This window comes from Roseomonas sp. SRI_022 (assembly GCF_057586215.1).
In genome coordinates this window covers 26132-40248 of record NZ_JBYCZL010000003.1, presented here as the reverse complement: position 1 = coordinate 40248, position 14117 = coordinate 26132, and the positions used below count along the sequence as shown (strand labels likewise).

Below are 14117 nucleotides of genomic sequence, written 5' to 3'. Positions count from 1 at the left end.
GAGGCTGCGCCGGCTCGCCGGCCAATGCTGTGCGCAATGTCACATGTGTCGCCTGATCGACCCGCTGCCGAAGCCCCTTTGCGGCCGGGACGCGGCCGTGCATCGTGGCGACAACGACCTTCCGGGGGAAACGATCGATGAATGCCACCCGTCGCGGCGTGCTGCTCACCGCCACGCTTGCCATGCCCGCTATCGCCCGGGCCCAGGGCAGCGGCTGGCGGCCGGACCGGCAGATCACCATGATCGTCGCCTATGCGGCCGGCGGGGGCACCGACACGGCGGCGCGCACGATCGCGCGGTTCATGGAGAAGGATCTCGGCCAGCCGGTGGTGGTCCTGAACCGGCCAGGCGCCGGCGGCGAGATCGGGTTCAGCGAATTGGCCCGTGCCCGGCCGGATGGCTACACGATCGGGTTCATCAACACGCCATCCATCGTGACGGTGCCGATCGAGCGCCGGGCGCGCTTCAGCCTGGATGATTTCGCCCTGATCGCGAACATCGTCGATGATCCCGGCGGCATCTGGGTGCTGAACGACAGCCCGTTCCGCGATTTCCAGGGCATGCTGGCAGCGGCGCGCGCGCGGCCGGGGACGATCGGCTACGGCACCACCGGGATCGGGTCCGACGACCACCTGGCGATGCTTGCCATCGAACGCGCCAGCGGCACGTCCTTCCTGCATATCCCCTTTGCCGGATCCGCCCAGGTGAAGCAGAACCTGCTGTCCCGCGCGATCCCGGTGGCCGTGATGAACATGGCCGAGGGCATGAACGAATGGCGCCAGGACGTGATGCGCCCGCTGGTGCAGATGGGTGCCACGCGCTGGGAGCCGGCGGCCACGGTGCCGACGCTGAAGGAACTCGGCCTCGACATCGTGGAAGGGTCGATGCGCGGCATGGCCGCGCCGGCGGGCATGCCGCCGGAAGTGATGGCGCGGCTTGCGCTGTCGGTCCGGCGCACCGTGGATGACCGGGAATTCCAGGCGCTCGCCACGCAGCAGAGCCTGCCGCTGCGCTTCCTGGCGCCGGACGAATACCGCGCCGAGCTGCTGGCGCTGCGCGACCGCTACCAGGCGCTGTGGAACGCGCATCCCTGGAAGGAATGAGGCCAGTGTCGGAATTTCGCGGCGTCTGGCCGATCCTCTACGCCTTCTTCGATGCGCAGGAACGGCTGGACCGCGCGGCGATGCGCGCGCAGGTCGAGGCCTGCATCCGCGGCGGCGCGCATGGCATCGCTGTGCTCGGCCTGGTGACGGAATTCCACAAGCTGACGCTGGTGGAACGTCGCACGATCATCGACTGGGTGCTGGAGGATGTCGGCGGCCGCCTGCCCGTCGCGGTGACGGTGAACGAATCCGGCGTGGCCGCCGCGTTGGAAGTCGCACGCGCGGCGGAAGCGGCGGGCGCGGCCTGGCTGGTGCTGCAGCCGCCGCAGATCGCCGGCATGAACGAGGCTGCGCTGATCCGCTTCATGGGCGCGCTGGCCGAAGGCGTGTCGATCCCCTGCGGGCCGCAGAACAATCCGTCGATGATGGATGTGGCGCTGTCGGCCTCCGCACTTCGGACGCTGAACCGGCAGCATCCGCATTTCCGCATGATGAAGGGCGAAGGCCCGATCCTGTACGTGCAGCGCCTGATCGAGGAGACCGAGGGCGCCTTCGCGATCTTCAACGGCCTCGCGGGCCTGGAATTGACCGACACGCACCGGATCGGCTGCGCGGGCATGATCCCCGCGCCGGATGTCGCCGACGTGCAGGCACGGATCTGGGAATTGATGGATGCCGACGACGAGAAGGGTGCGGAGGCACTGCACCGGTCGGTGCTGCCGATCGCGACCTTCATGATGATGCCGCGCACGGCCGAGCATTTCGCGGCCTATGGCAAGCCGTTCTTCGCGAAGCGCGCCGGCATCGCGCCGCCGCACGGGCGCCGGCCTTGCGTGGAGCCGCACCCGCTGGGGGTGTCCATCCTGGGACGGCTCGGCCGGGGGCTGCCCTCGCTGGCGGGGTAAAGCCCAGCGATCGACAGCCGGGCCGGGCGGCTTCGCCACCGACACGGCGGCTGCCGCCATGTATGCTCACGCAACCAAGCGCAACGCCGCCAGGAGCCGCAGCGATGCATGACGACCGCGCCGCCGCGCAGGCAGCACCTTCGCGCCTGCAGAAGGCGAAGCATATCGCGGCGGAGGAATTGCGCCGCTACGTCATCGCCTTCCTTTATCTCTACGTGCTGCTCGGCGTCTTCACCGTCCATGAGGACATGGTGCTGCGCGAACGCAGCCTCGGCCTCGCCCCGCATGGCTGGGCCCTGGTGAACGCCCTGGTGCTCGGCAAGGTGATGCTGGTCGCCGAGCAGCTTCGTCTCGGCACGCGCTTCAAGCCCAACCCGCTGATCTACCCGATCGTCATCGAGGCCTTCATCCTGGCCGTGCTGTTCCTCGCCATCCATGTGCTGGAGCACGTGATCGCCGGCATGATCCACGGCGAGGCGCTGGCGGCCAGCATTCCCATAATCGGCGGTGGCGGCCCGCTGGGGTTGGCATTCGCGGGGTTCAGCTTCTTCGTGGCGCTGATCCCTTTCTGCGGCTTCCGCCAGGTGTCGCGGGCGATCGGGCCGGAACGCATGCGTGCGCTGTTGCTCGGCCCGCCGCCGCTACCGCCGGGCAACGCCTGAGCCTGGCCGGCGCGTCGCGCCATCAGCCCTTCAGCGCAATCAGGCTGGCGATGTTCGCGGGCGCGATCAGCCCGGCAAGCCGCCCGTCCGCGGCCGTGCCGCGCCGATGGGGTGGGTATGCGCCGGCAGGGCCGCGATCTCGACCACCAGCTTCCTGAGCACGGCCTGCGCGAAGCTCTGCATGTCGCGGGCGACGATGATGAAGGCCCGGGGGCCGCCGATGACGCTTTGCGTGTAGTAGGCGTCGAGATCGCCCACGGCATCGAGGATCGGCAAGCCGTTGACGGTGATGCCCGCCGCCACCGCGGCATCGCGCGCCTCGGCCACGGGCCTCCCGTCGTTGTTCGGCCCATTGCCCGAGACGTCTATGACACGGCGGTCCGTCGCGTAGGGGGCGCGCGCAAGCAGACGGGCCGAGAAGTCGAGGGCGCCGCTGATCGAGGTGAATCCAGGGATCGGCCTCGGCGCCCGCCGCAATGCGGCTGCGAAGCCGTGGGCGCTGGCCGCATTCCCGACGACCGTCCAGGGAACGGCGAGACCTTGGCGATCGTGATCCGACCATTCCACCGCGGCCAGGGCCACCCGGCCACGCGGGCCTGACGCCACCGCCTCAAGAAATGCATCGCTCTGCACCGCGCGGGCGTGACCCTCGCGCTGCAGTGTGAAGTGTTCGTCGCTGAGGCTGCCCGACGCATCGATGGCGAGGACCAGGAGCACGTCGGGCGTGTCCGGCGCCTGCGCGAGGCTTGTCCCGGCGGCCGCGAGAAGGCTCCTCCGCAGCATGGTGGCTGGTCTCCGCCCTGCGTTGCGACTTGCCGCCGTCCATCCGCGAGAGCCGGCATCGGGCGGCCAGGGCCAGCCTGCGACCAGGCGCGGTCGATGCGCTATCGGAATTCGGCCGGGGCTGTCCTCGGGCCGTCGGATTCACCCCGCGCCGGCCCGTTCCATCCGGTCAGAGCAGCGATCCCAGGATGCGCCCGCCCGTCAGCGGCGCCGGCGCACCGGTCGTGCCGGGGAAGGTGATCGGCAGCCCGCGGGCCACCCGCGCCGCCAGCAGGCCGAAGGCCTGGGCTTCCAGCGCATCGCCATCCCAGCCGGCGACCTCGACCGGGCGGACGGGTTCCTCCAGCGCGCCGGCCAGCGCCTTCATGATCGCCGGGTTTCGCCGCCCACCGCCGGCCACCAGCCATTGCAGCGGCGGTTTCGGAAACAGCCGCGCAGCCGCCGCGACGCAGACCGCGCAGAAGGCGCAGAGCGTCGCCGCGCCATCGGCGGCCGACAGTTCAGCCGCCCCGGCCTCCTTCAAGGCCCGGTCGAAATCCAGCCGGTCGAGCGATTTCGGCGGCGGCGCGGTCAGATAGGGATGCGCCATCAGCCGCCCCAGCACCGCCCCATCGGCCTGGCCGGCTAGCGCCAGCTTGCCCGCGGCGTCGTAGTCCTTGCCGGTGTGCTGCCGCGCCCAGTCGTCCAGCGGGCCGTTCGCCGGCCCGGTGTCGAAGGCCAGCATCTCGCCATCCGCGCCGAGCCAGGTGACGTTGCCCACCCCGCCGAGGTTCAGGATCGCCAGCGGCTTGGGCAGCGGCGCCGACAGCGCCCGGTGGAACACCGGCACCAGCGGCGCCCCCTGCCCGCCCGCCGAGACATCGGCGGAACGGAAGTCGTAGGCGACCGTCATGCCGGTCCGCCGCGCCAGGGAAACCGCATCCCCCACCTGCCAGGTGAAGGGCGTGACGTTGCGCCCGGCTACCGGCGGCCGGTGCAGGATGGTCTGGCCATGGAAGCCGATCAGGTCGGCCTCGAGCCCGAGTGCCTCCACCGCCTCCGCATGCCGGTCCGTCAGGCGCTTCACGGCGTCCAGCAGGTCCGGGTCGTCCCAGGCCAGGGTCTCCGCGCGGTCGAGCAGCGCCCGCAGCGCGCGGCGCAGCCTGGGGTCGTAGGGCAGGGTCAAGCGGGGGCCGATCCGCGCGATCGTCTCCCCGTCCGTTTCCAGATACGCGGCATCCACCCCGTCCAGCGAGGTCCCGCTCATCAGCCCGATGGTTCTCAGCATGCTCTCGACGTGCTAGCCCCCCGGACCTTCCGGCGGAAGTCCCCGCAGCATCAGGACAGCACGATGAGCGCCCCGAACAGCGATTTCCTGCGCATTGCCAAGGAACGCGGCTACATCCACCAGACCTCGGACGAGGCGGAGCTCGATGCCGCGCTCTCGAAGGGCGGGCTCGTCGCGTATATCGGCTACGACTGCACGGCCGACAGCCTGCATGTGGGGCACCTGATGCCGACCATGCTGCTGCGCCTGCTGCAGAAGACCGGCGGGCGGCCCATCGCGCTGATCGGCGGCGGCACCACCAAGGTCGGCGACCCCTCCGGCAAGGATGAGGCGCGGCAACTGCTGACCGAAGACATCATCGAGGCCAACAAGGTCGGCATCCGCCGCACCTTCGACGCGCTGCTCGACTTCAACGCCGGTGCGATGATGCTCGACAACGCCGCATGGCTGGACGAGCTGCGCTACATCCCCTTCCTGCGCGATGTCGGCCGGCATTTCAGCGTCAACCGCATGCTGACGATGGACAGCGTGAAGCTGCGGCTCGAACGCGAGCACTCGCTGTCCTTCCTCGAGTTCAACTACATGCTGCTGCAGTCCTACGACTTCCTGGAGCTGCACCGCCGCCACGGCGCGGTGCTGCAGATGGGCGGGTCGGACCAGTGGGGCAACATCGTCATGGGCGCGGAACTCATCCGCCGCATGGCGGGCGGGCATGCGCATGTGCTGACGACGCCGCTGCTCACCACCGCCTCGGGTGCCAAGATGGGCAAGACGGCCGCGGGCGCGGTGTGGCTCAATCCCGATCGCCTGTCGCCCTACGATTACTGGCAGTTCTGGCGCAATACCGAGGACGCGGATGTGGGCCGCTTCCTCGGCCTGTTCACCGAATTGCCGATGGATGAAGTGCGCCGCCTGGGCGCGCTGCAGGGTGCGGAGGTGAACGAGGCGAAGAAGATCCTCGCCACCGAGGCCACCGCCCTGCTGCATGGGCGCGAGGCCGCGGAGGCAGCCGCCGAGACAGCGCGGCGCGCCTTCGAGGACGGCGCGGCGGCCGAGACGCTGCCCTCCATCACCGCTGCCCTGCCCGCGCCGTTCATCGACCTCGCGGTCCAGGCGGGGCTTGCCGCGTCCAAGGGCGAGGCGCGGCGGCTGATCGCGCAGAATGGCCTCAGGCTGAACGACGCGTCGGTGACGGATGCGACGCTGACCGTGACGCCAGCCGACCTGCGCGACGGTGCGGCGAAGCTGTCGGCCGGGCGCAAGCGTCACGTGCTGGTGCGCGCAGGCTGAAAGGCTTCACTCCGAGGCGTGCGGTCCGCAACTCCGTGGTGGACGGCACGCCTCCGTGATAAATATCGTCGTCGCAGGGGCAAGCCAGGTGATCACAGGAGTGATCCATGAGCCTCAAGGACGATGTCAGCGATTTCCTGAAGCATAGCCGCGAGATCCGTTACCTCAACTTCGAGGCCTTCGGCTTCCGCTTCAGCCCCGGGCAATACGAACTCATCGCCGAGAAGATCGACAGCGGCGATATCCCGGTGCGGGATTCGGCGGCCCTGCCGATGAGCTCCGGCGCCGGCGCCAGCTGGAAATACGGTCTGAACGAGTTCTGGTTCCGCTCCGACTTCGACATCAAGAAGGACTACTGGCGGGCCCTGCTGGCGCATGAGGGCACGCACAGCGTCCACGACATGCTCAACCCCGGGAAGATCGAGACGGCGATCGCGGAGTCCATCGGCTACATCGCCGAGGCGATCGCACTGCATGCGCAGGGCAACCTCCCGATCACCGCCAAGACCGGCGGTGTCGATCCGATGCGCGCCGAGGCGATGCGCGTCGTGCAGGCGATGTGGGACCCGACCGGGCTGCACATGATGGTGCTGTCGCAGGCCGACGCCGATTCGATCCGCGCCATCGTCGCAGCCCACCCGCACACGATCGCGCAGGGTGCGACGATGGATCTATCCGGCCTGCACTGAGCCGGCGAGCGCCTGCCAGGGCGCTACACCCCCGTGAAGGGCAGGATCTGGTGGCGCGCCCGTTCGTGCTGGACCTGGTCCGCTGGATCGAGCACCACGCGCCCCACCGGGTTCCGCCCCGCGAGCACCTCCGCGAGGTCCGCGCGCGCCTTGCGGTCGTTGCGGTAGTACTGGTGCTCGACGATGTCCCATTCGGTGCCGCCGACCTGGAACAGATCCGGCTTGGACTGCGGGGCCTGCAGCCCCAGGAAGTAGTCCACCACCGTCACCCCCGGCGGCAGCAGCGACAGCTCCGCCGGGCCGAAATGGCCGAGCCGCCGGGACCCGTCATTGGCGATGCGACTGGCGATGGCGAGCGTGTTGTCGCGACTGGTCACGACCGTCACGCCGTCCGCCAGAAGCGCGATCTCGCTCAGCGGCTCCTGCGGCTGCAATGCGTTGTGGGGCACGTCCGAGGCGACCAGCACCGCATGGTCGAAGGTGCCCGCCATCGGCGCCGTCAGCAGGCCGTTGCGCATCACCGCGAGCCCGGCAGCCAGGGCGAGATTGCCCATGCTGTGCGCCAGCAGGACCATGCGCGGCAGGCGGCGGCGCTTCTTCGCCCGCAGCCGGGCGCGATGGATCTCCCGCAACAGGCGCGACAGCGCGCCGCCCGCGGCGATCGCATCCGTCTGGTCGGCCCGGTATTGGGAGATCACGGCACCGACCAGCGCGGCAAGCTTCTGCGGGTCGATGACCAGGCCATCCGACGGCCATGAGAAGGCGAAGGGCGCGAGCGCGACCTGCTCGCTGTAGAATTCGGTGATCTGCGCGGCGCGTTCGATGGCCGAGCCGAAGCTGTTGGCGAAGCCGTGCACGAAGAACAGCGCGACCGCACCCCGGCCCACCGCGTTGTCGAGCCATGCGTCCAGCAGTTTTGCGGCGGAGCCGGCATCCGGGTCAGCGAAATCGTCGTCGCCCGGGATTTCCGGATGCGCCAGCAGGCGCCGGCGGGCCTCGGTCTGCTCCGGGTCGCCGATCATCTCGACGGCGGCCTTGCCGAGCCAGAGCTTGCGGTTGTCGGGCACCTCCCCGCTGATGGCGTCGAAGGCGTCCGAGTTGCGTCGCCGATTGGTCGCGTAGAAGACGACCAGGGATTTCGGGTCCGTCGCCGCGCGAGGTGCCATGGTTTCGTTCCCTATGCGGAAGAAACCCTGCGCCTTCGCGGGCCGCCCTGGCAAGTCACTGCGCCGCGACGGCTACTCGAAGCGGTTCGCCTTCGGGAACCCGTTCGGCGGCGCCTTGCCGGCGCCGGCACGGTTGCCGATCCACTGGCGAAGGTCCGTCTCCGTCCGCGTGCGTCCGCCCAGCGTCCAGGACAGGCCCTCGGCCTTGGTGAACACCTTGGCGTCCGACAAGCCGCCGTCGCGATAGGCCTGCAACTGCACGCCGCGGCCGCGGCTCATCTCCGGCACCTGTTCCAGCGGGAAGACCAACAGCTTCCGGTTCTGACCGATCACGGCGACGGTGTCGCCCTCGACCGGAGTGCAGATCGCGGCCTCCGCCGCGGCATCGACATTGAGCAACTGCTTGCCGGTGCGCTTTTCCGCCAGCAGGTCTTCGCCCTTCACGACGAAGCCCTTGCCGTCGGATGCGGCGAGCAGGAAGCGCTTGCCTTCCTCATGCACGAACATCGTCACCACCGCGTCCTCGTTGGTGAGGTCGACCATCAGCCGCACGGGCTGGCCATCCCCGCGCCCGCGCGGAATGGCGTCGGCCTTGAGCGTATAGGCCTTGCCGTTGGTGGCGAAGATCACGATGCGGTCGGTCGTCTCGGCATGCAGCGCGGCGAACAGCCCGTCGCCTTCCTTGAAGCGGATCTCGCCATCGAGGGCGATGTGCCCCTTCTGCGCGCGGATCCAGCCCTTCTCGGACAGGATGACGGTGATGGGCTCGCGCTCGACGAAGGCGGTCTCGTCCACCAGCACGGCGGGCAGGACGCGGCCGGTCTCGGTGCGCCGCTTGCCGAGCGGGCCGTCGCCGAATTTCGCGCGCGTCGCCGCGATCTCCTCGGCGATCGCGGTCCAGCGCTTGCCTTCCGAGGCCAAGAGCCCCTGCAGCTTCTTCTGTTCCGCGCTGAGCTTCTTGTGCTCCTTGCGGATCTCCATTTCCTCAAGGCGGCGCAGGGCGCGCAGGCGCATGTTGAGGATGGATTCCGCCTGGAGATCCGTCAGCGAGAAGGTCGCCATCAGCACCGGCTTCGGCTCGTCCTCGCTGCGGATGACGCGGATCACCTCGTCGAGGTTGAGGTAGGCGACGAGGTAGCCGTCGAGGATCTCGAGCCGCCGCGCGATCGCGGCGAGGCGGTGTTCCGTCCGCCGCACCAGCACGACATGGCGATGGTCGAGCCAGGACCGCAGCACCTCCCGCAATCCCATCACGCGCGGGGTGCGGTTCGCATCGAGCACGTTCATGTTGAGCGGGAAGCGGGATTCCAGCGCGGTGGCGCGGAACAGCGTCTCCATCAGCACGGCGGGTTCGACCGCGCGCGTCTTCGGCTCCAGCACCAGGCGCACGACGTCGGTGCTTTCGTCGCGCACGTCGCCGAGCAGCGGCAGCTTCTTTTCCTCAAGCAGCTGGGCGATCTGCTCGATCAGCTTGGCCTTCTGGACCTGGTACGGGATCTCGGTGACGACGATCTGCCAGGTGCCGTTCTTCAGCGCCTCGCGTTCCCACTTCGCGCGTACGCGGAAGCCGCCGCGGCCGGTCTCATAGGCGTCGCGGATGGATTCGGCAGGTTCGACCAGCACGCCGCCGGTGGGGAAATCCGGGCCGCTGATGTGCTGCATCAGGTCGGCACCGGGGTCCTTGATCAGCGCGAGTGCGGCGTCGCACAGCTCCCCCGCATTGTGCGGCGGGATCGAGGTCGCCATGCCTACGGCGATGCCCGCCGCGCCATTCGCCAGCAGGTTCGGGAAGGCGGCGGGCAGGACGATCGGCTCGCGTTCCTCGCCGTCATAGGTGGCGCGGAAATCGACCGCATCCTCCTCGATGCCTTCCAGCATCGCCTTGGCGACCTCGGTCAGGCGCGCTTCGGTGTAGCGCATGGCCGCGGCGTTATCGCCGTCGATGTTCCCGAAGTTCCCCTGGCCTTCGACCAGCGGGTAGCGCGCGGCGAATTCCTGCGCGAGGCGCACCATCGCCTCATAGATCGAGCTGTCGCCATGCGGGTGATACTTGCCCATCACGTCGCCGACGATGCGGGCGCATTTCTTGAAGCCCGTCGCCGGGTCCAGCCGCAGCTGGTGCATCGCCCACAACAACCGGCGATGCACCGGCTTCAGCCCGTCACGCACATCCGGCAGGGAGCGCGCGGTGATGGTGGACAGGGCATAGGCCAAGTAGCGCTCGGACAGCGCATCGGCGAGGCGCGTCTCGCGCGTGTTGCCGCCGTCGGGCAGGTCCTTGAGGTCGTCGGGCATGGGAATAGATTCGCGCTTCGTTCTCTAAACGGGGGGCTTACACCGCCGCGGCCAGCGCCGCCACCCGGTCCGCGAGCCGGTGCCGCGCTTCCGGCACCGGGCGGTGCCGGGCACCGAAGGCGTCGCGTTCCAGGAAATGGCCGGTCAGGCGCAGCCCCGCATCCCAGGCCGCGGGGTCGCCGGGGCCCTCATTGCCCAGCAGGAAGCCTGGCAGGGCCAGCAGCCGCCCGGCATAGGGCGCGGCCGCCTCGGCGCTCACGGCCCGGCCGGTGCGGGGCGAGACGTGGGTGAGCCCGGTCGCCGCCCCGGTCACTGCGCAAGCGGACAGGTCCAGGCCATAGCCCAGTTCGGCCAGCACCAGCGCTTCCCACCGCACATAATCCGCCAAGACGCCCTCCGCGCCGCCGGCCAGATGGCCGATCAGCGAGACCAGGCCATGGAAGGCGCGCGGATGCGCTTCCCGTTCCGGAAGCGCATCCGCGGCGATCGCGCAGGCGGATGACAGGAGAGACAGGGCCAACGGGTCATCCATCGCGAGCGCGGCGGCCGCGTGGACCATTTCGCCACTCAGTGCGCCGAGCTGATCCGAGAGGCGCGCGACCCAGTGCGCTTCCACCAGGTTGCCCGGCAGCCAAAGCCCAGCCTGGGCGCGCGACGCGCCGCCCTTGGCGAGGCCAGCATGGCGGCCATGCTCCTCGGTCAACAGTGTCACGATCGCCGCTCCCTCCCCGAACGGGCGGACATCGAGGACCACGGCGGGGGCGGACCAGTCCATCTCAGCGGCGCAACCAGGCCGGGACACTCATCACAAGCGCGGCGAGGGCCGCCAGCGCCACCACCGGCGCGCCGAGCAGCAACACGCCGAAGCGGCTCCACCAGTCGCAGCGGCCGATCATGTTGCACTCGTCGGGCGCGACGACGAGGAGGACCACCCAGACGCCGGCCAGGAGTCCGGTCACAACCCAGGCCTTCACCCAGCCCGGGCGGACGGTCATCCCATATCCTCGAGACCGATCGCCCGGATCCGTGCGCGTTCCTCGTCCCAGCCTTCCCGTTCCTTCACGTTCAGGAACAGGTGCACCGGGCGTTCCAGCAGCTTGGTCAACTCGATCCGCGCGCTCTGGCCGATCGCCCGGATACGGCTGCCCTTGTCCCCGATCAGGATCGCCTTCTGCGTCGCGCGTGAAACATAGACGGTGCAATCCACGCGCACTGAACCGTCGGCATTCTCGGTCCACTGCTCGGTCTCGACCGAGGCGTGGTGCGGCACTTCCTGATGCGTCTGGCGCAGGATCTGCTCGCGCACGATCTCGGCGGCCAGCATCCGGTTGGGCAGATCGGTGAGTTCGTCCTCGGGAAACAGGTAGGGGCCGGGGGGCATCGCCGCAGCCATGCGGTCCTGCAGGCGGTCGATGCCCTCCCCCTTCTCGGCCGAGATCATGAAGGTCTCGGCGAAGGACAGGATGGCGTTGAGCTCGGCGGTCAGCGGCAGCAGCCGCTCGCGCGGGATCAGGTCGATCTTGTTCAGCGCCAGCCAGACCGGCTGGCGGGATTTCGCCAGCCCCTCGGCGATCTTGCGCACGGCGTCCGTCAGCCCGGCCCGCGCATCGACGACCAGCAGCGCCACATCGGCGTCCTGCGCGCCGCCCCAGGCGGCGGCGACCATGGCGCGGTCCAACCGCCGGCGCGGCGCGAAGATGCCCGGCGTATCCACCAGGATGATCTGTGCCGCGCCATGCATCAGAACAGCGCGGATACGGAAGCGCGTCGTCTGCGGCTTGGGCGAGACGATCGTCACCTTCGTCCCGGTCAATTGGTTGACCAGGGTGGACTTGCCGGCATTGGGGGCACCGACGATGGCGACCAAGCCGCAATGTGTCGTGCCGCTCATGCTTCCACTCCTGCGAGCCAGGCCTCGGCGGCGGCGAGTTCGGCCGCGCGCTTCGAATCGCCCGCGCCCTCGGCCTCCCGCCCTGCCGCCAGCACGGCGATGACGAACAGCGGCGCGTGGGACGGGCCGGCGGAGGACACCACCCGATACTGCGGCAGGCCGAGCCCGCGCCCCAACGTGTATTCCTGCAGCCGGTTCTTGGCCGAGACCGGCGGCTTCACATCCGCATCCAGCAGCGCCGCCCAATGCCGATGGATCACGCCGCGCGCCGCCTCCAGCCCGCCGTCGCGATAGATGGCGCCGAGCAGCGCCTCCACCGCATCGGCCATGACCGTCTGGCGGGCGCGCAGCCCGGCGCGTTCCTCGCCCGGCGGAATGCGGATCGCCTCGGCAAGGCCCACCGCGTCACCGACCTTCGCCAGCGTCTCCCACGCCACGAGGGACGACAGCCGGCGCGTGAGATTGCCTTCCCGCTCGGCGGGGAAGCGTTCGATCAGCCATTCGGCCATCACCAAGCCGAGCACGCGGTCGCCCAGGAATTCCAGCCGCTCGTTCGAATCGAGCTGGCCACCGCGCGCATCGGCCGCGCTGCGGTGGGTCAGCGCCTGCGTCAGCAGTGCCGGATCGGCGAAGCGATGGCCGAGGCGATCCTCGATCCCGCTCATCTCACGGCCGAGAAGATTCGGCTCCAGCGGATGGCGAAGGGCCAGGCCCAGACCTCCCACCAGGACGCCGATCCATCCACCGAGAAGAAGATGAACTCCGCGCGGCCGACCAGGTTCTCGATCGGGATGAAGCCGACCGCGTTCATCGCCCGGCTGTCGAGGCTGTTGTCGCGGTTGTCGCCCATGGCGAAGACGTGGCCCTCCGGCACGCGGAACTCCGGCGTGTTGTCGAAGGGGCCATCATCGGTCGATTCGAGGATCTGGTGCGACACGCCCGGTTGCCCGTCCGTGCCCGGCAGCGTCTCAAGATACCGGCGCACCGTCATGCGTGGGCCGTCGCCTTCGACGGTGTATGGGCCGAGGTTCTCGCGCCGCACCGCTTGGCCGTTGACGTGCAGGATGCCGCCACGGACCTGGATGCGGTCGCCCGGCAGGCCGATGATGCGCTTGATGTAGTCCGTCGTCCCGTCGCGCGGCAGCTTGAACACCGCGACATCGCCGCGCCGCGGCAGGGATCCGAAGATCCGGCCCTCGAACAGGTTCGGGCTGAACGGCATCGAATGCCGCGAATACCCGTAGGAGAACTTCGAGACGAAGAGATAGTCGCCGACCAGCAGGGTCGGGATCATGGAACCGGATGGAATGTTGAAGGGTTCGAAGGCGACAGTGCGGATACCGATGGCGATCAGCGCCGCGTAGAGGATCGTCTTGACGCTCTCCAGCCAGCCGCCGGACGTCTTCTTCTTCATCATGGGGTGGGGTGCTTCGACGGCCTGGTCAGGGGTGGGCCCGGCGCCGGGGCGGCGCGGAGGCGGCAGGGAAAACAGCGGGGGGGCGCGCTGTCAAGGAAGCGGCACGGCCGTAATGATGACCACGGCCTGGGCGTAGGGAAACTCGTCCGTCATGGTCAGGGCCACATCGGCGCGGTGCCCCGGCGGCGTGATGGCCGCGAGCCGCGCCGCCGCCCCCCCGGTCATCCGCAGGGTGGGCTGGCCGGATGGCAGGTTCACCACCCCAAGGTCGCGCCAGAACACCCCGGCGCGGAAGCCGGTGCCGAGCGCCTTCGAGGCCGCCTCCTTGGCGGCGAAGCGCTTGGCATAGGTGGCCGCACGGATGCGTTCGGTGCGCTTTTCGGCCTTGGCGCGTTCGACGGGCGTGAAGATGCGGTCGAGGAAGCGGTCGCCGTGCCGCTGGATGGTCTTCTCCAGACGCCGGATGTCGAGCACGTCCGACCCGATGCCGATGATCACCGCGGCATCTCCGCCGCCCCGCCCGGTGCGGCGGCGTGGCGGGGGCGAGCGGCGATCGAGGGGTCCGGGCCATTGATCATGCACCCTTATATCGCAGCGACGGCGACGCCGCACCGTGGCGCCGCCGCCAACCACACGCCGCCGCGCGTTG

Annotated in this window: 15 protein-coding genes; 5 read left to right on the top strand and 10 right to left on the bottom strand. The window is 69.5% G+C overall.

What is annotated here, in order from left to right; genetic code table 11:
- Positions 1-137 precede the first annotated feature (137 nt).
- The 3 genes from AC2YHJ_RS03390 to AC2YHJ_RS03380 all read left to right on the top strand — a co-directional run bounded on the left by AC2YHJ_RS03390 (position 138) and on the right by AC2YHJ_RS03380 (position 2670).
- On the top strand, positions 138-1103 hold the full coding sequence (locus AC2YHJ_RS03390) for a tripartite tricarboxylate transporter substrate binding protein (protein ID WP_487393964.1): 966 nt from the start codon (positions 138-140) through the stop codon (positions 1101-1103).
- A 5-nt stretch (positions 1104-1108) separates the two neighbouring features.
- On the top strand, positions 1109-2008 hold the full coding sequence (locus tag AC2YHJ_RS03385; RefSeq protein ID WP_487393962.1) for a dihydrodipicolinate synthase family protein: 900 nt from the start codon (positions 1109-1111) through the stop codon (positions 2006-2008).
- 104 nt (positions 2009-2112) lie between these two features.
- Positions 2113-2670, top strand: a complete 558-nt coding sequence (locus AC2YHJ_RS03380) for a hypothetical protein (protein WP_487393961.1) — start codon at positions 2113-2115, stop codon at positions 2668-2670.
- A 66-nt stretch (positions 2671-2736) separates the two neighbouring features.
- On the opposite strand, the gene AC2YHJ_RS03375 is transcribed toward AC2YHJ_RS03380, so the two are convergent.
- Positions 2737-3453 (bottom strand): DUF1194 domain-containing protein, encoded by a 717-nt coding sequence (locus tag AC2YHJ_RS03375; RefSeq protein ID WP_487393960.1) that lies wholly within the window; start codon positions 3451-3453, stop codon positions 2737-2739.
- A 169-nt stretch (positions 3454-3622) separates the two neighbouring features.
- Complete coding sequence (locus AC2YHJ_RS03370) at positions 3623-4717, bottom strand: anhydro-N-acetylmuramic acid kinase (protein ID WP_487394295.1); 1095 nt, start codon at positions 4715-4717, stop codon at positions 3623-3625.
- A gap of 66 nt (positions 4718-4783) precedes the next feature.
- On the opposite strand from AC2YHJ_RS03370, the gene tyrS reads away from it, so the two are divergent.
- Positions 4784-6010: a tyrosine--tRNA ligase gene (gene tyrS, locus AC2YHJ_RS03365; protein WP_487393959.1), complete on the top strand. Its 1227-nt coding sequence runs from the start codon at positions 4784-4786 to the stop codon at positions 6008-6010.
- Positions 6011-6117: 107 nt separating this feature from the next.
- Positions 6118-6699, top strand: a complete 582-nt coding sequence (locus AC2YHJ_RS03360; RefSeq protein WP_487393958.1) for a hypothetical protein — start codon at positions 6118-6120, stop codon at positions 6697-6699.
- 23 nt (positions 6700-6722) lie between these two features.
- Here the strand turns inward: AC2YHJ_RS03360 and AC2YHJ_RS03355 are convergent, their stop codons facing one another.
- From AC2YHJ_RS03355 to acpS, 8 genes are all read right to left on the bottom strand, one after another.
- Entirely contained in the window at positions 6723-7865 is a 1143-nt protein-coding gene (locus tag AC2YHJ_RS03355; RefSeq protein WP_487393957.1) for an alpha/beta hydrolase, read from the bottom strand.
- A 72-nt stretch (positions 7866-7937) separates the two neighbouring features.
- A complete protein-coding gene (parC, locus tag AC2YHJ_RS03350; RefSeq protein ID WP_487393956.1) occupies positions 7938-10160 on the bottom strand; it encodes a DNA topoisomerase IV subunit A in 2223 nt (740 codons plus the stop codon).
- 37 nt (positions 10161-10197) lie between these two features.
- Positions 10198-10935, bottom strand: coding sequence for a DNA repair protein RecO (recO, locus tag AC2YHJ_RS03345; protein WP_487393955.1), 738 nt, complete (start codon positions 10933-10935; stop codon positions 10198-10200).
- Position 10936: 1 nt separating this feature from the next.
- Positions 10937-11155: a hypothetical protein gene (locus AC2YHJ_RS03340; RefSeq protein WP_487393953.1), complete on the bottom strand. Its 219-nt coding sequence runs from the start codon at positions 11153-11155 to the stop codon at positions 10937-10939.
- A complete protein-coding gene (gene era, locus AC2YHJ_RS03335) occupies positions 11152-12051 on the bottom strand; it encodes a GTPase Era (RefSeq protein ID WP_487393952.1) in 900 nt (299 codons plus the stop codon). The genes AC2YHJ_RS03340 and era overlap by 4 nt, the downstream gene beginning before the upstream one ends.
- Positions 12048-12716 carry a ribonuclease III gene (gene rnc, locus AC2YHJ_RS03330; RefSeq protein ID WP_487393951.1) on the bottom strand — a complete coding sequence of 223 codons (669 nt, stop codon included), beginning with the start codon at positions 12714-12716 and terminating at the stop codon, positions 12048-12050. The genes era and rnc overlap by 4 nt, the downstream gene beginning before the upstream one ends.
- Complete coding sequence (lepB, locus tag AC2YHJ_RS03325; protein ID WP_487393950.1) at positions 12713-13468, bottom strand: signal peptidase I; 756 nt, start codon at positions 13466-13468, stop codon at positions 12713-12715. The genes rnc and lepB overlap by 4 nt, the downstream gene beginning before the upstream one ends.
- Before the next feature lie 90 nt (positions 13469-13558).
- Positions 13559-13966 (bottom strand): holo-ACP synthase, encoded by a 408-nt coding sequence (gene acpS, locus AC2YHJ_RS03320; RefSeq protein ID WP_487393949.1) that lies wholly within the window; start codon positions 13964-13966, stop codon positions 13559-13561.
- Between the last annotated feature and the right edge of the window lie 151 nt (positions 13967-14117).

Excerpts from the sequence above, each read along its gene's own strand:
- AC2YHJ_RS03380 (WP_487393961.1), top strand. The coding sequence starts at position 2,113 with ATGCATGACGACCGCGCCGCCGCGCAGGCAGCACCTTCGCGCCTGCAG.
- AC2YHJ_RS03355 (WP_487393957.1), bottom strand. The coding sequence starts at position 7,865 with ATGGCACCTCGCGCGGCGACGGACCCGAAATCCCTGGTCGTCTTCTAC.
- AC2YHJ_RS03375 (WP_487393960.1), bottom strand. The coding sequence starts at position 3,453 with ATGCTGCGGAGGAGCCTTCTCGCGGCCGCCGGGACAAGCCTCGCGCAG.
- recO (WP_487393955.1), bottom strand. The coding sequence starts at position 10,935 with ATGGACTGGTCCGCCCCCGCCGTGGTCCTCGATGTCCGCCCGTTCGGG.
- rnc (WP_487393951.1), bottom strand. The coding sequence starts at position 12,716 with ATGAGCGGGATCGAGGATCGCCTCGGCCATCGCTTCGCCGATCCGGCA.
- AC2YHJ_RS03360 (WP_487393958.1), top strand. The coding sequence starts at position 6,118 with ATGAGCCTCAAGGACGATGTCAGCGATTTCCTGAAGCATAGCCGCGAG.
- AC2YHJ_RS03340 (WP_487393953.1), bottom strand. The coding sequence starts at position 11,155 with ATGACCGTCCGCCCGGGCTGGGTGAAGGCCTGGGTTGTGACCGGACTC.
- parC (WP_487393956.1), bottom strand. The coding sequence starts at position 10,160 with ATGCCCGACGACCTCAAGGACCTGCCCGACGGCGGCAACACGCGCGAG.
- tyrS (WP_487393959.1), top strand. The coding sequence starts at position 4,784 with ATGAGCGCCCCGAACAGCGATTTCCTGCGCATTGCCAAGGAACGCGGC.
- era (WP_487393952.1), bottom strand. The coding sequence starts at position 12,051 with ATGAGCGGCACGACACATTGCGGCTTGGTCGCCATCGTCGGTGCCCCC.
- lepB (WP_487393950.1), bottom strand. The coding sequence starts at position 13,468 with ATGATGAAGAAGAAGACGTCCGGCGGCTGGCTGGAGAGCGTCAAGACG.
- AC2YHJ_RS03390 (WP_487393964.1), top strand. The coding sequence starts at position 138 with ATGAATGCCACCCGTCGCGGCGTGCTGCTCACCGCCACGCTTGCCATG.